This window comes from Mesorhizobium sp. WSM4806 (assembly GCF_055811635.1).
Genome location: NZ_JBVVQZ010000002.1, coordinates 173,312 through 191,607, shown reverse-complemented (window position 1 = coordinate 191,607; position 18,296 = coordinate 173,312). Strand labels below are relative to the sequence as shown.

18 protein-coding genes and 1 pseudogene are annotated in these 18,296 nt (G+C 62.4%); 10 read left to right on the top strand and 9 right to left on the bottom strand.

Annotation, left to right across the window (positions count from 1 at the left end; genetic code table 11):
* Positions 1 to 19: 19 nt before the first annotated feature.
* From AC0L2M_RS03610 to AC0L2M_RS03590, 5 genes are all read left to right on the top strand, one after another.
* Entirely contained in the window at positions 20 to 961 is a 942-nt protein-coding gene (locus AC0L2M_RS03610; protein WP_287242094.1) for a carbohydrate ABC transporter permease, read from the top strand.
* Positions 961 to 1,809 carry a carbohydrate ABC transporter permease gene (locus tag AC0L2M_RS03605; RefSeq protein ID WP_128246859.1) on the top strand — a complete coding sequence of 283 codons (849 nt, stop codon included), beginning with the start codon at positions 961 to 963 and terminating at the stop codon, positions 1,807 to 1,809. Before AC0L2M_RS03610 ends, AC0L2M_RS03605 begins: the two co-directional genes overlap by 1 nt.
* Positions 1,810 to 1,820: 11 nt before the next feature.
* Positions 1,821 to 2,915 carry an ABC transporter ATP-binding protein gene (locus tag AC0L2M_RS03600; RefSeq protein ID WP_473534055.1) on the top strand — a complete coding sequence of 365 codons (1,095 nt, stop codon included), beginning with the start codon at positions 1,821 to 1,823 and terminating at the stop codon, positions 2,913 to 2,915.
* The gene (locus AC0L2M_RS03595) at positions 2,912 to 4,891 is read left to right on the top strand and encodes a D-apionate lactonase family protein (RefSeq protein WP_473534054.1); all 1,980 of its coding nucleotides are present in this window, start codon (positions 2,912 to 2,914) and stop codon (positions 4,889 to 4,891) included. Before AC0L2M_RS03600 ends, AC0L2M_RS03595 begins: the two co-directional genes overlap by 4 nt.
* A gap of 409 nt (positions 4,892 to 5,300) precedes the next feature.
* Entirely contained in the window at positions 5,301 to 6,089 is a 789-nt protein-coding gene (locus AC0L2M_RS03590) for a DUF899 domain-containing protein (RefSeq protein ID WP_473534053.1), read from the top strand.
* 172 nt (positions 6,090 to 6,261) lie between these two features.
* On the opposite strand, the gene AC0L2M_RS03585 is transcribed toward AC0L2M_RS03590, so the two are convergent.
* From AC0L2M_RS03585 to AC0L2M_RS03555, 7 genes are all read right to left on the bottom strand, one after another.
* Positions 6,262 to 6,750 (bottom strand): SCO family protein, encoded by a 489-nt coding sequence (locus tag AC0L2M_RS03585; RefSeq protein WP_287229348.1) that lies wholly within the window; start codon positions 6,748 to 6,750, stop codon positions 6,262 to 6,264.
* Between the two features lie 151 nt (positions 6,751 to 6,901).
* A complete protein-coding gene (locus tag AC0L2M_RS03580; RefSeq protein ID WP_473534052.1) occupies positions 6,902 to 7,447 on the bottom strand; it encodes a TlpA family protein disulfide reductase in 546 nt (181 codons plus the stop codon).
* Complete coding sequence (locus tag AC0L2M_RS03575; protein ID WP_023803570.1) at positions 7,444 to 7,893, bottom strand: c-type cytochrome; 450 nt, start codon at positions 7,891 to 7,893, stop codon at positions 7,444 to 7,446. The genes AC0L2M_RS03580 and AC0L2M_RS03575 overlap by 4 nt, the downstream gene beginning before the upstream one ends.
* Complete coding sequence (locus AC0L2M_RS03570; RefSeq protein WP_023803571.1) at positions 7,890 to 8,024, bottom strand: hypothetical protein; 135 nt, start codon at positions 8,022 to 8,024, stop codon at positions 7,890 to 7,892. The genes AC0L2M_RS03575 and AC0L2M_RS03570 overlap by 4 nt, the downstream gene beginning before the upstream one ends.
* A gap of 35 nt (positions 8,025 to 8,059) precedes the next feature.
* On the bottom strand, positions 8,060 to 8,500 hold the full coding sequence (locus AC0L2M_RS03565; RefSeq protein ID WP_023803572.1) for a DUF411 domain-containing protein: 441 nt from the start codon (positions 8,498 to 8,500) through the stop codon (positions 8,060 to 8,062).
* A 26-nt stretch (positions 8,501 to 8,526) separates the two neighbouring features.
* A complete protein-coding gene (locus AC0L2M_RS03560) occupies positions 8,527 to 10,008 on the bottom strand; it encodes a multicopper oxidase family protein (RefSeq protein ID WP_473534051.1) in 1,482 nt (493 codons plus the stop codon).
* A 90-nt stretch (positions 10,009 to 10,098) separates the two neighbouring features.
* A complete protein-coding gene (locus AC0L2M_RS03555) occupies positions 10,099 to 10,434 on the bottom strand; it encodes a hypothetical protein (protein ID WP_023803574.1) in 336 nt (111 codons plus the stop codon).
* Between the two features lie 621 nt (positions 10,435 to 11,055).
* Between AC0L2M_RS03555 and AC0L2M_RS03550 the strand changes: the two genes are divergently transcribed.
* Both AC0L2M_RS03550 and AC0L2M_RS03545 read left to right on the top strand, forming a co-directional pair.
* Positions 11,056 to 11,478 carry a hypothetical protein gene (locus AC0L2M_RS03550; protein ID WP_287342679.1) on the top strand — a complete coding sequence of 141 codons (423 nt, stop codon included), beginning with the start codon at positions 11,056 to 11,058 and terminating at the stop codon, positions 11,476 to 11,478.
* A 326-nt stretch (positions 11,479 to 11,804) separates the two neighbouring features.
* Positions 11,805 to 11,960 (top strand): annotated as a pseudogene (locus tag AC0L2M_RS03545) (DUF899 domain-containing protein); the annotation flags it as partial.
* Positions 11,961 to 12,096: 136 nt separating this feature from the next.
* Here AC0L2M_RS03545 and AC0L2M_RS03540 read toward each other — a convergent pair.
* Positions 12,097 to 14,118, bottom strand: a complete 2,022-nt coding sequence (locus AC0L2M_RS03540) for a putative bifunctional diguanylate cyclase/phosphodiesterase (protein ID WP_128176810.1) — start codon at positions 14,116 to 14,118, stop codon at positions 12,097 to 12,099.
* A 286-nt stretch (positions 14,119 to 14,404) separates the two neighbouring features.
* Between AC0L2M_RS03540 and AC0L2M_RS03535 the strand changes: the two genes are divergently transcribed.
* A complete protein-coding gene (locus AC0L2M_RS03535) occupies positions 14,405 to 15,439 on the top strand; it encodes a class I SAM-dependent methyltransferase (protein WP_128166787.1) in 1,035 nt (344 codons plus the stop codon).
* 39 nt (positions 15,440 to 15,478) lie between these two features.
* Here the strand turns inward: AC0L2M_RS03535 and AC0L2M_RS03530 are convergent, their stop codons facing one another.
* Entirely contained in the window at positions 15,479 to 16,399 is a 921-nt protein-coding gene (locus AC0L2M_RS03530) for a sugar kinase (protein WP_473534050.1), read from the bottom strand.
* A gap of 210 nt (positions 16,400 to 16,609) precedes the next feature.
* Between AC0L2M_RS03530 and AC0L2M_RS03525 the strand changes: the two genes are divergently transcribed.
* Both AC0L2M_RS03525 and AC0L2M_RS03520 read left to right on the top strand, forming a co-directional pair.
* Positions 16,610 to 17,059: a FixH family protein gene (locus tag AC0L2M_RS03525; RefSeq protein WP_023803581.1), complete on the top strand. Its 450-nt coding sequence runs from the start codon at positions 16,610 to 16,612 to the stop codon at positions 17,057 to 17,059.
* A gap of 13 nt (positions 17,060 to 17,072) precedes the next feature.
* Complete coding sequence (locus AC0L2M_RS03520; protein ID WP_473532307.1) at positions 17,073 to 18,275, top strand: cytochrome-c peroxidase; 1,203 nt, start codon at positions 17,073 to 17,075, stop codon at positions 18,273 to 18,275.
* Positions 18,276 to 18,296: the final 21 nt, after the last annotated feature.

The following is an 18,296-nucleotide window of genomic DNA, read 5'->3' as shown; positions in this document are numbered from 1 at the left end:
AGGTTTTGGGATGTAATCGATGCAGCATACCGCAACCATCAGTCGCTTGAAGGCCGCCGGCGCCCCGCCACGGCTGTCGGGCTTCGCAAATTGGGCGGACCGCCACTTCAAATGGCTGCTGGTGGCGCCAGCAGTACTGCTGATCCTGGCGCTCTCGGTCTATCCGCTGCTGTTCTCGCTGGTCGTGTCTTTCATCAACTATGATTTCCAGGTGCCGGGCCACGCCTTTGTCGGATTGAAGAATTTCGAGCGCGTCGTGTTCGATCCCGTCGCGCGCTGGTCGCTTTTGCTGACAGCGTGGCTGTCGGGGATTAGCGTCGCTATCGAATTCGTTCTCGGACTTCTCGTGGCGCTGACCATGGTTCGCAGCTTTCCGGGCCGCGGCGTGATCATGTCGATCCTGATCGTGCCGCTGTTCATCAGCCCGGTCATCGTCGGCCAGGCCTGGACGCTGCTGCTGCAGCGGCCGTTCGGGCCGACCAACTACATCTTGACGCAACTTCTGGGGCAGGAGGTGACGATCGGCTGGATGACCGAATCGCCATGGCTCTATGTTTCGCTGATCATCGCCGATGTCTGGCAGTGGACACCGTTCATGTTCGTCATCCTGCTCGCCGGGCTTACCGCCATTCCCCCGAACCTTTACGAGGCGGCGGAACTCGACGGGGTCAATGCCTGGCAAGCGTTCTGGGCGATAACCCTGCCGCATCTTGCGCCAATGATGCTGCTGGCGCTGACCTTTCGGCTGCTCGATGCAATCCGCATGTTCGATACTATTTTCATCATGACCGGCGGCGGGCCAGGCACGCGGACCTACACCGCTTCCTACTATCTCTACACGGTCGGCTTCACCCAATTCCATCTGTCGCAGGCGACCGCCGGAAGCTGGTTGTTCCTGATCTTCACCGCGCTCGTGGTAATGCTGCTGGTGCGACGGCTTTTGAAGACGGAGCCGGTCTGATGGCGGCCGTCGCGCCTGTCCGTCGCCCGAAACGCCGGTCGATACCGGTCGGCCGCATCCTGCTGCTCGGCTTCTTCCTGGTCTTCGTGTTGTGGCCGCTCTACTGGATGTTCAACACCTCGATCAAGCCGAGCGACGACTATCTCACCGTGCCGCCCGTCTGGTTCCCAACCGCACCCACCCTTGTCCACTATGAAGCTGCGCTGTTCGCCTATCGCGGCCTCGACGGGCTGATCAACAGCCTGATCATCTCGCTGTCGGCAACGGTGCTCTCGGCCCTGTTCGGCACGCTGATGGCCTACAGCCTGGCGCGCTACAACACCGGCGGCCAGCATCTGTCGTTCTGGGTGCTGTCACAGCGCTTCCTGCCGCCCATCGGCATCGTGCTGCCGGTGTTCCTGATCTACCGCGGCGTTGGCCTCTACGACACGCATATTGGCCTGATCATCGCCTATACGGTGTTCACGCTGCCGGTGTCGGTATGGATGATGTTCGCTTATTTCCGCGGCATGCCGAAATCGATGGAGGAGGCGGCCCTTGTCGACGGCTGCACGCGGTGGGAGGCGTTCTGGCGCGTCGCAGTGCCGCTCGCCGCGCCAGGCATCGTCGCGGCGGCGGTCTTCGCCTTCATCGCCTGCTGGACGGAGTTCTTCTTCGCGCTGATTCTGACCAGCCGCACTGCTTTCACGCTGCCAACGGTGTTTCGCGCCTTCATCGGTTTCCAGGGCGCGCAATATGGCGAGGCGGCAGCCCTGGCCATCGTCTCCCTCGTACCGTCGATCGCGCTGGGAGTACTTGCCCAACGACATCTCGTGCGCGGGCTCACGCTCGGCGCTGTTCGCGGATAGAAAGGGTCGGCATGGCCGAAGTCAGGATCACCGGCTTGCACAAGCGCTACGGCGCCTTCCATGCCGTGCGCGGCATAGACCTGGACATTCGCGACGGCGAGTTCACCGTGCTGGTCGGCCCGTCCGGCTGTGGCAAGAGTACGCTGCTGAGGACCATTGCAGGGCTGGAGGAGAGTTCGGAAGGCACGATCGAGATCGGCGGCGAAGTGGTCAACGATTTCCGACCGCGCGACCGTGACGTGGCGATGGTGTTCCAGGACTATGCGCTTTATCCCCACATGAACGTGGCGAAAAACATTGGCTTCGGCCTAAAGGCGCGAAAAATGCCGAAATCGGAGGTGGAGACGCGCGTCGCCGAGGCGGCGCGCATGCTTGGCATCACCCCGCTGCTCGGGCGCTTTCCGCGCCAATTGTCCGGCGGGCAGCGCCAGCGGGTCGCCATCGGCCGCGCCATTGTCCGCAGCCCGCGCATTTTCCTGTTCGACGAGCCGCTGTCCAACCTCGACGCGCAGCTTCGCGACGAGATGCGCGGCGAGATCAAGCGCCTTCACCAGGACATTGCGACAACGATGATCTACGTCACCCATGACCAGATCGAAGCGATGACTCTGGCTGACCGCATCGTGCTGATGCGCGACGGAATGATCGAGCAGCAGGGCGCGCCGCTCGAGCTGTTCGAGCGCCCCGCCTCGACCTTCGTCGCTGGCTTTCTCGGTTCGCCGCGGATGAGCTTCCTGCCGGGCACGCTGAAGTTGGACGGCAGCGCTGCCGCCATCCGGCTCTCCGAGGCGCTGCTTCCGGTCGCCCGCGGCCGGAGCCTGAATGGCGCCATTGACGGACAGGCGGTGCTGCTTGGACTGCGGCCAGAACATCTGACGCGCGCGCATGCTGCGACACCTGCGCAGGGCACGTTTCGCTACGACGCAACGATCGACCTGCTGCAGCCGACCGGCTCGCGCAGCTATGCGACCTTCCGCCTGGCCGGCGCGCCGGTGATGGCGGAACTGCAGGCGCACGACGTCAGTCGTCCCGGCGAGAGACTGCCGATCGACATCAACATGAACCGGGCCTCGATTTTCGACGCCAAGACCGAGAGAGCGATTTGACCACGGCAGCACCTCGAGCAATCCGCTTGTGTGGGACCGAACAGGTCGATCCGCAGTTGCGGACACTGCGCGCGGGACCCTTGTCGGTCGAGTTTGACAATGGGGCGATACGCTATGTGCGGATCGGCGGGGTCGAGGTTCTGCGCGGGATTTCATTTCTCGTACGGGACGAGAACTGGGGAACCGAGACGCCCGTTCTCGATGACCTTCAGATCGATGAAAAGCCGGATGCGTTCAGCGTCGCCTATCGTGGAACATGCGCCGGTGCGTGCGGTCGGCTGGTCTACCAGGCGCGGATCGCAGGCGGGAGCGACGGTGCGCTGTCGTTTGTGGTGGAGGCGGAGCCCGAAACTGACGTATTGACCAACAGAACCGGCTTCGTCGTGCTGCATCCGATCGAGGGTTTGGCCGGCAAGCCGGTAAAGGTGCTGCACGAGGACGGTCGCGAAAAACTCTCGCTTTTTCCGGACTACATCGATCCTAGGTGTCCGTTCACCGACATTCGCGCGCTTTCGCACGAGATCGTGCCTGGAATCTGGGCCACGTGCACCATGGAAGGTGACGCCTTTGAAATGGAGGACCAGCGCAATTGGTCCGACGCCTCCTACAAAACCTATGTCCGTCCCCTGCGTCGCCCGTGGCCCTACAGATTGCCGAAAGGCGAGAAATTCACGCAGGCCGTCCGACTTCAGCTGTTGGGAACGCTCCCTGCCGGGTCTTCCAAAAACCCCGATCCATCCATCAACCTGACGATTGGCAGAGCCATCGGTCGAGTGCCCCGCATTGGCATCGGCGTCGCTGCCGACGAGGCGAAGCACGCGTTTGAAGTCGCCGAGCTCATTCGACCATTGGCTCCGCAGTGGGTGGTCTGCCAAGTCGATCTCCGGTTCGGGCACGGCCAGGATGAACTTGAAGGTTACACCGCCCTGGCACAGTTGACCGGCGCTGGCGTCGTACTTGAGATCATCACCAAGGGCACGCTTGATCCTTTCGGCGAATTGGCGCCTCTCGCGGATGCTGTCCAAAGCCTTCGCCTCAATCCAGAAGCTGTCTCCGTCTTTCCGGCGCAGGACATGAAGTCGGTGCAGCCGGGAGCACCGTGGCCGGCGATGCCCACCTTCGAGCAAAACTACGCCGCCGCCCGCCGGGCTTTCCCCGGGGTGCCGCTGGGCGGCGGCATGGCCGCATACTTCACCGAGCTAAACCGCAAGCGTCCGCCAAGCGGAGCGCTCGACTACGCAACCTTCACCACCTGTCCAAACGTGCACGCAGCAGATGATGTCTCCGTAATGGAGACGCTTCAGGCTATCCCCCATCTGATCCGCTCTACCCGTGCTTTCATGGGCGACCGCTTGCCCCTGCGTATAGGTCCCAGTCAGCTAGGCTGCCGCGAGAACCCCTACGGCAAGTCCACTGCGCCGAATGAAGCGAACGGTCGCGTCTGTCTGAGCCGCATCGATCCTCGGCAGCGCGGCCTGTTCAATGCGGCTTGGACAGTCGGCTATTTCGCGGCCTGCGCGCGCGAGGGAATCGAGGCCGTCGCATTCGGCGACTTCACCGGCCCGTTCGGATACGTCTACAGGAAGGCCGATTTCGTGCAGCCGTGGTTTGACGAACAGGATGGCCGAATGGTGTATCCCGCTTTCCATGTCATGGCAGGCCTCTCAAAACTCAGTGGGGCCACCCTGCTGTCCGTGGCAACTTCCGGAGCTGACAGCATCGCGGCGATCGCGGCCGAAAAAGACGGGCGCACGACGCTGTGGCTCTCGAATCTTACTGCCAAAAAGCAATCAGTGCAGCTTTCGGATACGCCGAACAGCGCCCGCATTGCTCTTCTTGCTGCCGACCAGTTCGAGCGGGCGGCAGCCGATCCGAACTTCATGGAAAGTCCCGGAAGACGGTTGGATGACCAATTCATCTCTCTTGACGCCTACGCCGTGGCGCGAGTCGATCTCCACCGTTCGTCTTCGACATAGCCCGGTGGACGGTAGATTGGTGGGGTTGATGTAGCGGAGAACAGAGTCAACGTCCGCTCTTGCGTTCAGTGTCGGATGCCCGTTATGGCGCTCTTTGCTAGTTCCCGCCGACCAGTTCAAGCAGCAAGGTTCTCGGCCATTGGCGGCAGCCAGTCTGATTTGAGTTTGAGCCCAATCTTCGAAACGCTGCCCTCAAAATTTTGAATGGCGCCAGCGCCCCGGGCATGCGGCGGGAGCACCGTCGCGCCACGCCACGCGGTTCAACGCGCCGAGGGGATAATAGCGTCACACTTGTTACTCCCACTGGTCGTTTTCCGGTGCCAAACTATTTTAGGCCCAACAACCAGCGATGAGCAGCGAATGAGCCGCGCTTCAGCGACGAGGCGCGCGCCCAGATCAGGAGGAAGCCATGACTTCAGTAGCCGAGAGCGAACGGAAAAGCGGACAGACTGCCATGCGCACGCCACCGGTGGTGTCGCCGCAGGAGTGGGAAGCGGCCCACGAGCAGCTGCTCGTGAAGGAAAAGGCCCAGACCCGCGCCCGTGACGCGCTGGCCGCCGAGCGGCGGCGGATGCCGTGGATGGCGGTGGAGAAGAATTATGCGTTCGAGGGGCCCGACGGGAAGGTGAGCCTGCTCGACCTGTTCGACGGCCGGCGTCAGCTGATCGTCTACCGCGCCTTCTTCGAGCCGGGAGTGTTCGGCTGGCCCGACCATGCCTGCCGCGGCTGCTCCATGGTGGCCGACCAGGTTGCCCACCTCGCCCATCTGAACGCCCGTGACATCACCCTCGTCTTCGTCTCGCGTGCGCCGCAGGCGGATATCGCGCGGTTGAAGGCGCGGATGGGCTGGGAGATACCATGGTTCACCCTCACCGACAGCTTCGACGCCGATTTCGGCGTCGACGAGTGGCACGGCCACAACGTGTTCATCCGCGACGGCGATCGCGTGTTCCGCACCTACTTCATCAACAACCGCGGCGACGAGCAGATGGGCGGCACCTGGAACTATCTCGACATCACGCCGCTGGGCCGGCAGGAGGTCTGGGAGGACTCGCCCGAAGGCTATCCCCAGACCCCGGCCTACAAGTGGTGGAACTGGCACGACAGCTACGCCGCGGATCCGGCAGCCGACAAGAAGTGGGCCGAGGTTTCGGAGGCCGGAGAGGCGGCGTTCCGGGAGGCGAGCACGAAGCAATGAGCCAGACCTGATCCGCTGAGATAGACGGCGGCGGCGTCGAAACGCAGGAATCCTGTTCCCAGCGGCGCTGGCGCGGCGGCTCATGAGCGATCCCTGCGCTGTTGCCGTGTTGTTCCCCCAACCGGACAACCTCGGAGGGCGTCCGGCGGTAGTGCTGGATCAAGTCAATTGATCACGGCCGATTCACGCTGTTCGTCAGCCCATTGACGTACATGACCAGGTTCAGCGGATCGAACCTGAGGCCGTGGAACTTGGCCGCGAAGCGCCCGCCGCGGTCGATCACGTGCGTCACCAAGCCATGCATCTGCTGGCCGCCTTCGAGCGGATCGAAACGGACGTTGTATTGCTCGGACAGCTTGCGCGTCGCATCCTCCGCCTGCCCTTCGCGGGTGGTCAGGAAGGTCCAGTTGCGCGGGTCGAGCCCGTGCGCTTCGCCGTATCCCTTCATGACCTCGGGCGTGTCTGACTTCGGGTCTGTCGTCACCGTCAGGAACTGCACCACGTCCTTCATGGGCGTTTCGTTGACCATCGCCTGGACGCGGGCGATCAGGTCGGAGTGCAGCGGACAGACGTCGGTGCAACTCGCGAACATGAAATTGAGTACAACGACCTTGTCGGCGAAGTCCGAGAGGCGGACCGGATTGCCTTCGTCGTCGGCCAGATCGAATCCCGGCGCTGCGGGAGCGTCGATCGCCTGGAAATACTTCTCTCGCTGCCCATAAGCCTGTCGAGATCGGCGCCCGGATGATGGGCAAATGCGGGAAGCGCGAGGACAGACGTGACGGCCATCGCGGCGAGAAGTGTTTTTCTGTTCATCTCCGTTCTCCGGTTTGGTCGAGTTCTCGTACGATGATCCCTTCGAAGAAGGAAACCATCTCGGGGGTGTCCCATTCGGCGGGTCCGGCGAGTCGCGCGAGCTCGTTTCCGTCGGGGCCGATCAGAAGCGTGGCTGGCAGGCCGAACAGTCCCAAAGCGCGGATCGCAGTCCCGTCCTGGTCGATGAAGACGGGGAGTTTGACCCCGATCTCGTCGAAGAACTTCCGGACTGCGCCGGCTCCCGCTCGGCCCACCGAAAGGGCGACGACATCGAATCCCTCGCCGCCGAGCCGCCCCTGAAGGCGGTTGAGCGTGGGCATTTCGGCCCGGCAGGGCGCACACCAGGTCGCCCAGACGTTGAGCAGCACCATCTTGCCGCGCCAATCGTCGAGAGATTGCGGCTCTCCCGCCTCGTCGGCGAGGATGAGCTCGGGCAAGGGCTGCGGCTCCTCGTGCAGCGGCATCACTGTCGGTTCCTGCGCGTGCGCGTTGCCCACGGCCACAACGACGGTAAGTATCAGCGCCGACGGGATCGTCTTCACTGCGTCTTTTCCTGCTCGCGGCGGCTCATCTCCGACTGGTAGGCGCGCTCCCGCTCCGGCCATGTGCTCTTGATGAAGGCGAGAACGGCGCGGATCTCCTCGTCGCTCAAAATGTCCTCGAATCCCGGCATGTCGCTAGCGTACCCGTTGCCCACCACGGCGGCTGGACCCTCTTTGGTGATCCGGAACAGCACCCCGTCCGGGTGGTGCCAGGTGTGCCCGGACGCATCGTGCGGCGGGGCGGGCATGCGTCCCGAGGGAAGCTGCCTCTTCCAGTCAGGCTGGCCTTCGAGGCTGGCCCCGTGGCAGGAAGCGCAGTTCGCGGAATAGAGCTGCCGTCCCCGCGCAATTGCCGCGGCCTCGCTTGCTCCGAACGACCAGATCAAGGCGAGGGCGGCAACTCCCAAGAGCGCCGCGAAGCCGAGGATAACAGCCTGCCTGCTCATTTGCGGCCGCTGAAGAACAGGTACTTCACCAAGGTCGCGACCGCGAGAACGAGCGCAACTGCGAGCAGGAGCCAGCCCACACCCATGCCCAGCATCATGCCGCCCATGCCTTCCATCATTCCGCCGTCCATCGTTGTCGGCTCCTTTTCCGCGTCTCGTTGCAGGCCTATTCCCGCGCGTATACGCCGCCCACGCTGCCAGACTTGGTGATCTCCAGCATCTCGAACGGCGCTTCCTTGGTGCCGCTCATTCCCGGCGAGCCCATTGGCATGCCGGGCAGCGTCACGCCCTTGATGTCGGGCCGCTCCGTGAGCAGCTTCTTGACCGTGCCGACGGGGACGTGGCCGCTGACGACGTAGCCGTCCACGAATGACAGGTGGCAGCCCTGGAATTCGTCCGCGATGCCTGCCTCGCGGCTCATCTCGGCGAGGTCGTGGGTGGCCTTGCTGGTGACGGTGAAGCCGTTCTCCCGCAGGTACTCGGCATAGCCTTCGCAGCAGCCGCACTGCGGGTTCTTGTAGAGGGTGACGTCCTTCTCGCCCGCGAGCGCCGGGACGGCAGCCCAGACGAAGGAAGCGAGGGCGACGGCATTCAGGATAGTACGCATTTTCGGTTCTCCTTTTGAGGGATTGGTCAGGCGACGCGGAAGACGCCCATCATCCCGGCGGCCTGGTGTTCGAGTATGTGGCAATGGAGCATCCAGTCGCCCGGATTGTCGGCAACGAGGGCGATCTCCACCCGCTCGCGCGGAGACATGAGCACCGTGTCCTGCCACTCGCGGTGCTTGCTCGGCTTGCCGTTCCGGGAGATCACCCGGAAGGAATGGCCGTGCAGGTGGATCGGATGATGCCAGGCCGTCGCGTTGGTCATCGCGATGGCATGGCTCTTGTCCCGCGCAAGCGTCAGCATCGGGTCCATGACGTGCCCTTCCGCCGCGATGCCGTTGATGAACCAGATGCCGCCGGAGTGCATCATGTTCATCATGCCGCCCATGCTGCCCATCATGCCGCCAACGGCGCCGGGGGAATGCTTGCGCGTGTCGCCCATGCTGCCGCCCATCTCCTGCATGACCATGGCTCCCATCATGCCGCCGTTGAAGGTGACCTCGTGCCGGACGGCCGATGCAAGGTCCGGCTCCGGCAGCGGGTTGGGCGGGAGGGCGACAGGCCAGTCGGGAGTCGCCTGCCTGAGCGGATTACCGGCATAGGCTAGGTCGACCAGGCGGTATTCGAGGCCCTCGTAGAAGCGGTCGATCACGGAAACCCGGCTTCCGGCGTCAGCCGTCATGTCGAGGGTGAGGTCGGCGCGCATCGCGGGCCCGAGCACGACCAGCCCGCCTTCCGGCGCATGCGGCTCTACTGGCTGCCCGTCCAGCGCAATGACGGCAGGCTGATGGTTCCCGAAGTCGAGGCCGAAAATGCGGGCGTTGGCGGCGTTGATCAGCCGCAGCCGGATGCGTTCTCCCTTTCGCACCTGAAAGACATCCGGCACGCGGCCATTGATCGTGACCGTGTTTCCGACCCGGCCGTTGTGCATCATGTCATGGCGGTTGCCGAAGTCTTCCCGCATCTCGGCGGTTTTGGTCAGCCGCCAGTCGGACAGCACCCATGTGACTTCGCGGTCGACCCGGATGGGATCGGCTTCCTCCACGATCAGCGGGCCGTAGAGGCCTCTGCCGACCTGCTCGAAACTGCGATGGTGCGGATGGTACCAGAAGGTGCCTGCGTCGACGGCATCGAACTCGTAGGCAAAGGTCTCGCCGGGCCAGATCGGCGCCTGCGTGAGGTGCGGCACGCCGTCCATCGCGTTCGGGACTCGCAAACCGTGCCAGTGCACCGTCGTCTCTTCGTTGAGTTTGTTCTCGACCGCCACCCGCAGGTGTTCTCCCTGGCGGATGCGAATTTCCGGACCGGGCAGGCTGCCGTCATAGCACCAGATGGGGGTATCGCCATGCGGCTCTGGCGCGATCTGGGCGCGTCCCGGTCCGGCGCGGATCCGGAACTCGCGAAGGCCTGCGGCGTCGGATCGCGGTGGAAGCACCACGCCCGCCGAAACGGCGGCGGCCGATGCGAGGAAGGTTCGACGCGTCAGCGCCGGCACACGTGGATAGGGCATTGGATCAACCATTCCGGAATAGGCTTTTTTGACGCGCGGACGTAGCCGGGCGCGTCGACGGGTCAGTCGCGAGCGGATGCCGCGGCCGTGTCAGCTCAGGAAGGTGGTTCGGGGAGGATAGGGCTCGGGCGGACCGGTGCGGCCGTCGGACGGTTCTCCGGGAGGCAAGGATACGATACCGGCGAAATGCGGCAGCTCGGCCGCGGCAGGCGTGCAGATCGCGACAAGCGAGGTAACGCAGAACTGGTCGCATGCCGACGTCTCACCGTCATCGCCGGGACAGTCCTGGCAGTCGGGCATGTCGCCGTCCATCTCAGCCATCGACATCTTCAGGGACATGTCCGTCAAAGCCGCGGCATGCGCCGCCGTGCCGAGGGCGAAGGCCGCGAGGAAGACGACTGCGAGGATGCGGACGAACCTGCTCATTGGGTAGACAGTAGTCCTGGCTCTGCGCCGTGTCCAGATTCGGTCGCAGGTGAACCATGACCGCCGCAAACGGATGCCGACGGGAGGCGATTTGTTGCAGGCTGCCTTGGAATGTCTGACTAGGTTCCGGAAATGGTCTGGCGTGAGATTATAACCGCCTTTGGTGCCATTGCGCTGGCTTCTGGACCGCGGCGGCATTAAGCGGTTCCGAGTAGCCTAAGACGCGAAGTCCGCTAGTTATGATTCTAGAGTGGCCGGCCGGCGCGGATCATGGAGCGTGCAATTGCGAGCTGCGCCTCGACCTCGGCGTTTCCTTTTGCGGGAGCCGCGCCGCCTTCACTGAGTTGGAAGCGGCTGTGGAAGGGCCTCCAGCATGCCGGCGAGGCGCCCAAGGAGATGAAGAAGCGCCGACGATGCAGTGGGTTAAGCCGGGTTCACTAGCGTCACGCACCGCTGTCACGCCAAGAACAATTCGCACTCCGAGTTCCTCGTGTCGTCAGGCAGTTATCCATCCGGCCCTAGGCTCAAAACCCAACGGAAGATCAGTTGACTTTGGGCCGCAACGCTCATCCTTGACTTGTTGGCCTACCTTTCCGACCAACTTTTGATAGGGAGGAAGCAATGGAAGCCGTCAATCGTAGATCCACATTTGCACTCGGTCTTACAGTAGCCGCGACGCCACTGATCGCTTGGGCGACCCCAGCAGCCGCACAGACTTACGGCCCCGATGAGGGCAAGGAGATCGGCCCCGGTGTCAGAGTTGTAGCGCTTGGTGAGCGGGCTTCGGTCATACCAGCTTATAAAACGGTCATGCTACGCGATGTTGTTATCCAACCCGGGGCGAAGACGCCGGACAACATGATGACGAACGACATGCTCTGCCACATGACTGAGGGAGAACTTTCGGTCGTTCACAACAAAGAAAAGTTCACAGTCAAGAAGGGCGATGTTTGGGCCTGCGCTAAAGGCGCTACTACAGAAGGCACCCAGAACACGAGCACTGCGGTCGCGATCATGCGGGTCATTGATGCCCGCATGAGGTAAGCGATGGGTGGAAGTGCGGCTATGGCTGCCCTAAAGAGATGCCCGAGCGCGTATCTGTCGTGGTGGGGAACGTCCAACGACGGGCCGCCTTCCATCCCGGTCATTGTCGATCACCGGCTGATTGAGTTTTGACCCTAGTCCCTCGACAGCTGCTTGATCTGTTTCCTGATTTCCTTGGAATCGCCGCGCGAAACGATGGCGATGATCGCCAGTTGTTCGGCCAGTGCGCGGCGGCGGCGCAGCCGGCGAACAGCAGATCTCCCCGCGTCCAGCCGGCCCCCAGCATGCAGTCGACGACCGCCTGAAAGCCAGGCTCCATCGCCTCCTGGGAGGACTCGCCCGAAGGCTATCCCCAGACCCCGGCCTACAAATGGTGGAACTGGCACGACAGCTACGCCCCGGATCCGGCAGCCGACAAGAAGTGGGCCGAGGTTTCGGAGGCCGGAGAGGCGGCGTTCCGGGAGGCGAGCACGAAGCAATGAGCCAGACCTGATCCGCTGAGATAGACGGCGGCGACGGTCGATCGGCTATCCGGATATCCGGGCCCGAGACATTGCCGCTGGACCATTGCTGAGGGAAGCGCGGCGACGACGGCTGGCGGTAGCCGCTCGCCGCCATTCATGCGGACTTGACGATCGACAATGTGCGTTTGTAAGCGGCCGGTTTCGTGCGGAAATTGGCGGCGGGAGCAGGTCGGCCGACGTGAAAGCCCTGGATCTTATCGATGTCGAATTCGCGGATCAGGGCCAGCTGCTCGTCGGTTTCCACCCCTTCGACCAGGATTTTATGGCCGCGATTTCGCACCAGGGCAATGATGTCTTGCAGCATCGCCTTGCCCCTTGGGGTGCCGCAGTCATGCAGGAACGAGCGGTCGATCTTCACCATATCGAAATCGATGAGACGAAGCCATGAGAGGCCCGCGAAGCCTGTCCCGAAGTCGTCAAGCCATACCCTGACCCCCAGCAGCTTCAGGTCGCTGATGCAGCGCAGAACGTCGGAGTGCATCTCCATCTCCAGCCCTTCGGTGATTTCGAGGGCCAGCCTGCTGCCGGCGACGCCGGTCTCGCTCAAAATCGTCGCAACCGAAGCTGCGAAGCCGGGCGTCTTGAGCTGAATTGGAGAGACGTTGACGCTGACGACACGGACGTGATCGTCCGCCAAGAGCTCGGTGCACACTGTCCTTATGGCCCAGCGCCCGAGCTCCAGGACCGCGCCGGTTCGTTCCGCAACAGGAATGAACAGGCTCGGCGGAACCGATGTACCGTCCAGCATTTTGAGGCGCATCAGAGCCTCGACGGCTTCAACCCGGCCAGACGCCACGTTCTGGATCGGCTGGTAGACGAGTGAAACGAGATCCTGGCCGATCGCGATCTTCAGCAAAGCCGCAATGTTCTCGCTCTCGTCGCTGCTCTGGGGATCGTTTGGATCGAACAGCCAGGTACAATTGCGACCGCCTGCTTTCGCCAGATAGAGCGCACGATCGGCCTCGTGGACGATCTTCTCCAGCTTGGCGCCAGTCTGCGCCCTGGTGAAGGCAGCGCCGACGCTCACCGTCACCACCGAGGTGCCGTCTCTGCGCTGCTGGTGGGGAAGCGCGAGGTTCTCCACCGTGCTTCGAATGGCTTCGGCAAGACCTGCGACCTGTTCCCTTTTCTCCATGCGAGCCAGGACAATGAATTCTTCCCCGCCGTAGCGGCCGATTGAACCATTGTGCTGCTTGATCATTTCGGCAAGGGCATTGGCGACAAGTATCAGGCAGCGATCGCCTTCCTGATGTCCGTAGTAGTCGTTGAACCTTTTGAAGAAGTCCACGTCGATGAGGATCGCCACAAAACCGCTGCCATGCCTTTGCCAGTCGCTCCAGTAGTCGCGCAGCTTCTCGTCGATCGCACGCCGATTCTCCAGACCGGTAAGCGGATCGGTTCTCGACAGATTCAAGAGCGCCTGTCCGCGCTCGGTGGCCTCCTTGTGCTGGATTTTAGCTTCCAAGGCGTTCAGGAAGACGTTGTAACGTTCCTCGTTTAACCTCCAGTTTACATACGACGTGAATATGAAGCACGAAATGTAAAAAATTCCTAGTACTATTTTGTATGTTAGCGTAGAAGGTACGAAATAGTTCACGGTGTATAGTACACACAAAATTATAGCAGAAGTTACGATGGATAGATTAAACCTGAATGTGAAGAAAAGATTGGCGCCCATCATGAAGATAGTACCGAAGACCATATAATAAGAGACGCTTTCCTTGTCCGCGGCCATAACCGCTGGGGACAACCAACCAACATAGCCAAAGATGATGGCTGCGGCGCAAGTCACGTCAATCCATTCCGTTCCGACCCCCCGGCGAAGTTGTGCTTCCAGGGTCAACAGCGCAGTCACTCCGACCGCGAAGCGCGCCGTGATCGTATAGAGTGCCACATCCGGAATCAGCAGCAGATCCGTTGCCGAAAACATGAGATAGATGGCGACGGCGATCCAAAGCCCCGGCCTGGCGTCCATCCTTCGCTTCGCCTGGCCTTCCTCCCAGTAGAGGCTGCGGAGTTCGTCGGACCGTCGCTCGTAGCGCCGCTCAAGCGGTTCCGCATGGGCCATATCGGCCAATGCGGATGACGCGTATTCGTTCGTCACCCTAAGCCCCATTTGAACGGGGCTTTGTATGCCGAACTCATTTCTAGCTTCTACCCCCACGCCGGCCGACTCCTCAGGCGCGACAGCGAATTGCGGCGCCTCGCAAGCAATATGCAGTCGCGCATATAGGTTTGGGTTAACTCGTATCTGGAATCCGACCCGCAAGGCGTCCAAAAAACCAGCATGGTTGGCGGGAATTTAACGACACCGCTAAAATGCCTGACATGTGTCTTGGCAAAGATAAAATTTTACGCAATATGTAACGATATCTAGTTAAATGTGATTATGGAGTTCTGCGGTGGCAACCATCCTCGATGGCAAAAGTTTGATTACTGCCGAGATGATCGCCGCCAGTCTCCCTCAAAAAAAGCTCGAGCCTCATAGCGAAGCGTTCGAAACCGCTCGCGTCGAGCTTGCGCTCATTCTCCACACCACACACCAGCAAATCGAGCAACGAAAGGACCCCGCCGAGATCATTCGTCGTGTGACGTCGTACCTCAGCGCGACGCGTTCCAAGGTTCATCCCGACGTCTGGCAGGCATTGATACCGGTGGTGCAGAACCACCCGGTCCTGGAGTACTTTCTTGAGGATCCGCTCACGCGGTGGTCCCATGACAAGCCCAGAGGTTATTCCGGCGACGCGCAGTTGCTCGACTACATCTATTGCGATCCGCACGTGGCGGAGAGCGTGGCAAACGCCTCGGAGATCGGCAAGGCGCTCTACATGCATACCAAGGATGTGCCGTCGTCCATCGCGGCACGGGAACGGCGTGATCTTCTGACCCGCTATGTCGATAAGATTGCGACCAGGAATGGACCGCAAACCGAGGTCCTGGCGATTGCGGCCGGCCATTTAAGGGAGGCCAATCGCTCGGCCGCATTACAGGAGGGCCGTCTCAAGCGCTGGGTTGCACTCGATCAGGACCCTCAGAGCGTTGGATTGATCACGCGCGACTTCCAGGGCACTGCGGTAGAGGCCATCGACGGCTCGGTGCGAACCGTGCTCACGCGGGGCCACAAGCTTGGCAAGTTCGACTTCATCTACGCCTCCGGCCTTTACGACTACCTTGCGCACAACGTCGCCGTGAAGCTCACGAAAACCTGCCTGCAGATGTTGAAGCCGAACGGGACCTTCCTGTTTGCGAACTACGCAGAAGGCAACCCTGACGCCGGGTATTGGGAGACATTCATGAACTGGGTGTTGCTGCTGCGGTCGGAGGCCGATATGTGGAACATCATCAATGCCAGCGTCGATCGAAACACCGTCGAGGCGCAGGTGTTCTTTGGCGAGAACCGCAACGTCCTGTACGGCGTCATCGAAAAGCGCGGATAGCGAGCGCCTGGGCTGCGAGCTTGTCGGCGGTTGTCGGTTCTAATCCCCGAACGCTGCCCTTAACGTCTCGAATGGCGCCAGCGCGCCACGCACCTGGACGACGGCGGCGGCGACGCGATGCGCGCGCAACACGGCCTCGGTTGGGGCATCGCCGGCAAGCCGGGCGGCGAGATAGGCGCCATTGAAGGAATCGCCGGCGCCGGTCGTATCCACGGGGGCGGCGACATGCACGGCCGGAACCGGTTGCAGGGTGCCGTCTGCGGCGATCAGCGCCGGCTCCTCGCCGTTCTTGACAACGACTTCGCCGACCAGCTTTCGCAGCCTTTCCGAGGTTTTCTGCGGCGCTGCGTCGCCGAACAGCATCTGCTCGTCGGGAAAGGTCGGCAGCGCGATGTCAGAGACTGCCAGCGCATCGAGGATCGCGGTCTGTGCTTCCTCGCGCCGGCGCCACAGCCGCGGCCGATAATTGGGATCGAAGGCGACAAGCGTTCCGGCGGCGCGCGCCTTGGCCACCGCCGCCAAAAGTGTCTTGCGCGCGGCGTCGTCCAGAATTGCCAAAGTGATTCCGGAAAAGTAAACAAGCGCCTGATTTTCAAGATTTTTCGCCAAAGCGGCCGCGTCGGATGCAAGCTGTCTCGCGGCTGCGTCGCCGCGCCAGTAGGTGAAGGAGCGTTCGGCGCCGGTCAGCGTGATTGCATAGAGGCCAGGCCGGGCGCCTGGTATAATCGGGCTGGCGCCGATGCCGATGCCGTTTTGCGCGAAGAAATCGCTCTGGTCGCGCGAGAACGGGTCGTCGCCGAACGCCGACACATAGGTCGCTGGCCGGTCACCGCTCAGCGCATGCAGCGCCCACAGCGTATTGAACGTGTCGCCGGCAAAGCCCATGCGCCAGTTCGGCCCGGCTTGGCCTGAAAGCTCGAGCATGCATTCACCGATCGAAGCGACGCCGTTTCCTGCCATGTACTCTCTCTCCTGGTGCATGTCGCCCACAGCCTGCGCGGCGGTTTTGGGATCACGACATGCACAAACCAAAGACCCGGTGCTGTAGCTTTTTGCGAGCGGCAGCGCCATGCTTGGCGGCAGAGGATTTTTGCGCCAGCGGCGTTTTCTCAACTAAGCGGCGGGACGCAAATCTACCCAGCGGGCGTTATATCCGGAAGAGGAAACGGTTTGGCATCGTTATGGCGCAACGTTCTGGCAGGTGTTGGTCTGGCTGCCTTGCTGGCCGGCATTCTCGCCGCCGTCTATGTGACCGCGCCGCAAGCGCCTCGGCTCGCCGGCTCCGAGATTGCCCGTTCGAAAGAGACGGCGAACGGCCTGTTCGTAGCCAGTTTCGAGCCGGAGCGGGGCGTTGTCCGTCAAGGCGAGCTGCAATCCTGGCTGCTGACCCTGAAGACAAATGCGGGCACCCCGGTGGAGGGCGCTGCGATCTCGATATCCGGCGGCATGCCGCAGCACAGGCACGGTCTGCCAACCAGCCCGCATGCGACCGATTATCTGGGCGATGGCCGCTATCGCATCGGCGGGGTGAAATTCACAATGAGCGGATTGTGGCAACTGCATTTCGCCATTTCCGCGGCGGCCGGATCCGACACGGTGGTCTTCAATGTGTTGCTCTGAGCGCTGGAGCAAGATGAACCGCTTTCCGCGACTTTTCGCGCTGCTGGCGATGGCTGTGCTTGCCGGCTGCGGCAAGCCTGAGTTTTCCGATGCCGAAAAGAAGACCATCGCCTCGCTGGCGCTGTCAGCCCTGCCGCCGCTGAAAACCGACACCACCAACCGCTTCGCCGACGTGCCGGCTGCCGCCGCGCTCGGCGCGACGCTGTTTTTCGACCCCGGGATGAGCGGCGACGGCAAGGTTTCCTGCTCGACCTGCCACAAGATCGACCGGCAGTTCCAGGACGATCTGCCGCGAGCGGTCGGTGTCGGCCGCACCAACCGGCGCACCATGCCGCTGGCCGGCGTTGTACATGACGCATGGTTCTTCTGGGACGGGCGGCGCGACAGTCTCTGGGCGCAGGCGCTGGCGCCGCTGGAAAATCCGCTGGAGCAGGCCGGCAACCGCGCCGCCTACGCGCATTATATCAAGGCGCGATTCGGCGAGCGCTACGAGCGCATCTTCGGGCCGCTGCCAGACCTTTCAAATGTGCCGGCCAATGCCAGTCCGCTCGGCGGCGATGCCGAGAAGGCTGCCTGGAATGCCATGTCCGATGCGCAAGCCGAGGACGTCAACCGCGTCTTCGCCAATATCGGCAAGGCGATCGCCGCCTTCGAGCGATCGATCGCGCCACCGCAGACGCGCTTCGACCGGTTCGCCGCCGCTTTGGATACCCGTATACAGGCGCCGCAAGGCGGCGATGCCTTGTCGCCCGAAGAAATCCTCGGGCTAAAGCTGTTCATCGGCAGGGCCAATTGCGTGACCTGCCATAACGGGCCGCGTTTTACGGACGGCGGTTTTCACAACACCGGCGTGCCGTCGGTGGCGAACCTGCCGCCGGATCGCGGCCGCATAGACGCGGTACGCCAAGTCGAGGCCGATCCGTTCAACTGTTTCGGCGCGTTTCGCGATGGTGGCGCCAGCGCCTGCGGCGAGCTGCGCTTCATGGTCAAGGCCGGGCCGGAACTCGTCCGCGCCTACAAGACGCCGTCGCTGCGCGGCGCCGCCACCCGTGCGCCCTACATGCATGCCGGGCAGTTTTCCTCGCTCGAGGAGGTTGTGGCGCATTATTCGAAGGCGCCTGCCAGTGTCGAGGGTGTATCCGAGATCCACCCGCTGCAGCTTTCGGACCGCGAGCGCGCGGCACTGGTGGCGTTCTTGAAGACGCTGGCGGAGTGAGGGACCAGCTGCTCGGTAGCG

What these genes read in the sequence shown, in the direction of transcription:
- AC0L2M_RS03610 (WP_287242094.1), top strand. Translation starts at nt 20, where the DNA reads ATGCAGCATACCGCAACCATCAGTCGCTTGAAGGCCGCCGGCGCCCCG.
- AC0L2M_RS03605 (WP_128246859.1), top strand. Translation starts at nt 961, where the DNA reads ATGGCGGCCGTCGCGCCTGTCCGTCGCCCGAAACGCCGGTCGATACCG.
- AC0L2M_RS03600 (WP_473534055.1), top strand. Translation starts at nt 1,821, where the DNA reads ATGGCCGAAGTCAGGATCACCGGCTTGCACAAGCGCTACGGCGCCTTC.
- AC0L2M_RS03590 (WP_473534053.1), top strand. Translation starts at nt 5,301, where the DNA reads ATGACTTCAGTAGCCGAGAGCGAACGGAAAAGCGGACAGACTGCCATG.
- AC0L2M_RS03575 (WP_023803570.1), bottom strand. Translation starts at nt 7,893, where the DNA reads ATGAGCAGGCAGGCTGTTATCCTCGGCTTCGCGGCGCTCTTGGGAGTT.
- AC0L2M_RS03570 (WP_023803571.1), bottom strand. Translation starts at nt 8,024, where the DNA reads ATGGACGGCGGAATGATGGAAGGCATGGGCGGCATGATGCTGGGCATG.
- AC0L2M_RS03565 (WP_023803572.1), bottom strand. Translation starts at nt 8,500, where the DNA reads ATGCGTACTATCCTGAATGCCGTCGCCCTCGCTTCCTTCGTCTGGGCT.
- AC0L2M_RS03560 (WP_473534051.1), bottom strand. Translation starts at nt 10,008, where the DNA reads ATGCCCTATCCACGTGTGCCGGCGCTGACGCGTCGAACCTTCCTCGCA.
- AC0L2M_RS03555 (WP_023803574.1), bottom strand. Translation starts at nt 10,434, where the DNA reads ATGAGCAGGTTCGTCCGCATCCTCGCAGTCGTCTTCCTCGCGGCCTTC.
- AC0L2M_RS03550 (WP_287342679.1), top strand. Translation starts at nt 11,056, where the DNA reads ATGGAAGCCGTCAATCGTAGATCCACATTTGCACTCGGTCTTACAGTA.
- AC0L2M_RS03540 (WP_128176810.1), bottom strand. Translation starts at nt 14,118, where the DNA reads ATGGGGCTTAGGGTGACGAACGAATACGCGTCATCCGCATTGGCCGAT.
- AC0L2M_RS03530 (WP_473534050.1), bottom strand. Translation starts at nt 16,399, where the DNA reads ATGGCAGGAAACGGCGTCGCTTCGATCGGTGAATGCATGCTCGAGCTT.
- AC0L2M_RS03520 (WP_473532307.1), top strand. Translation starts at nt 17,073, where the DNA reads ATGAACCGCTTTCCGCGACTTTTCGCGCTGCTGGCGATGGCTGTGCTT.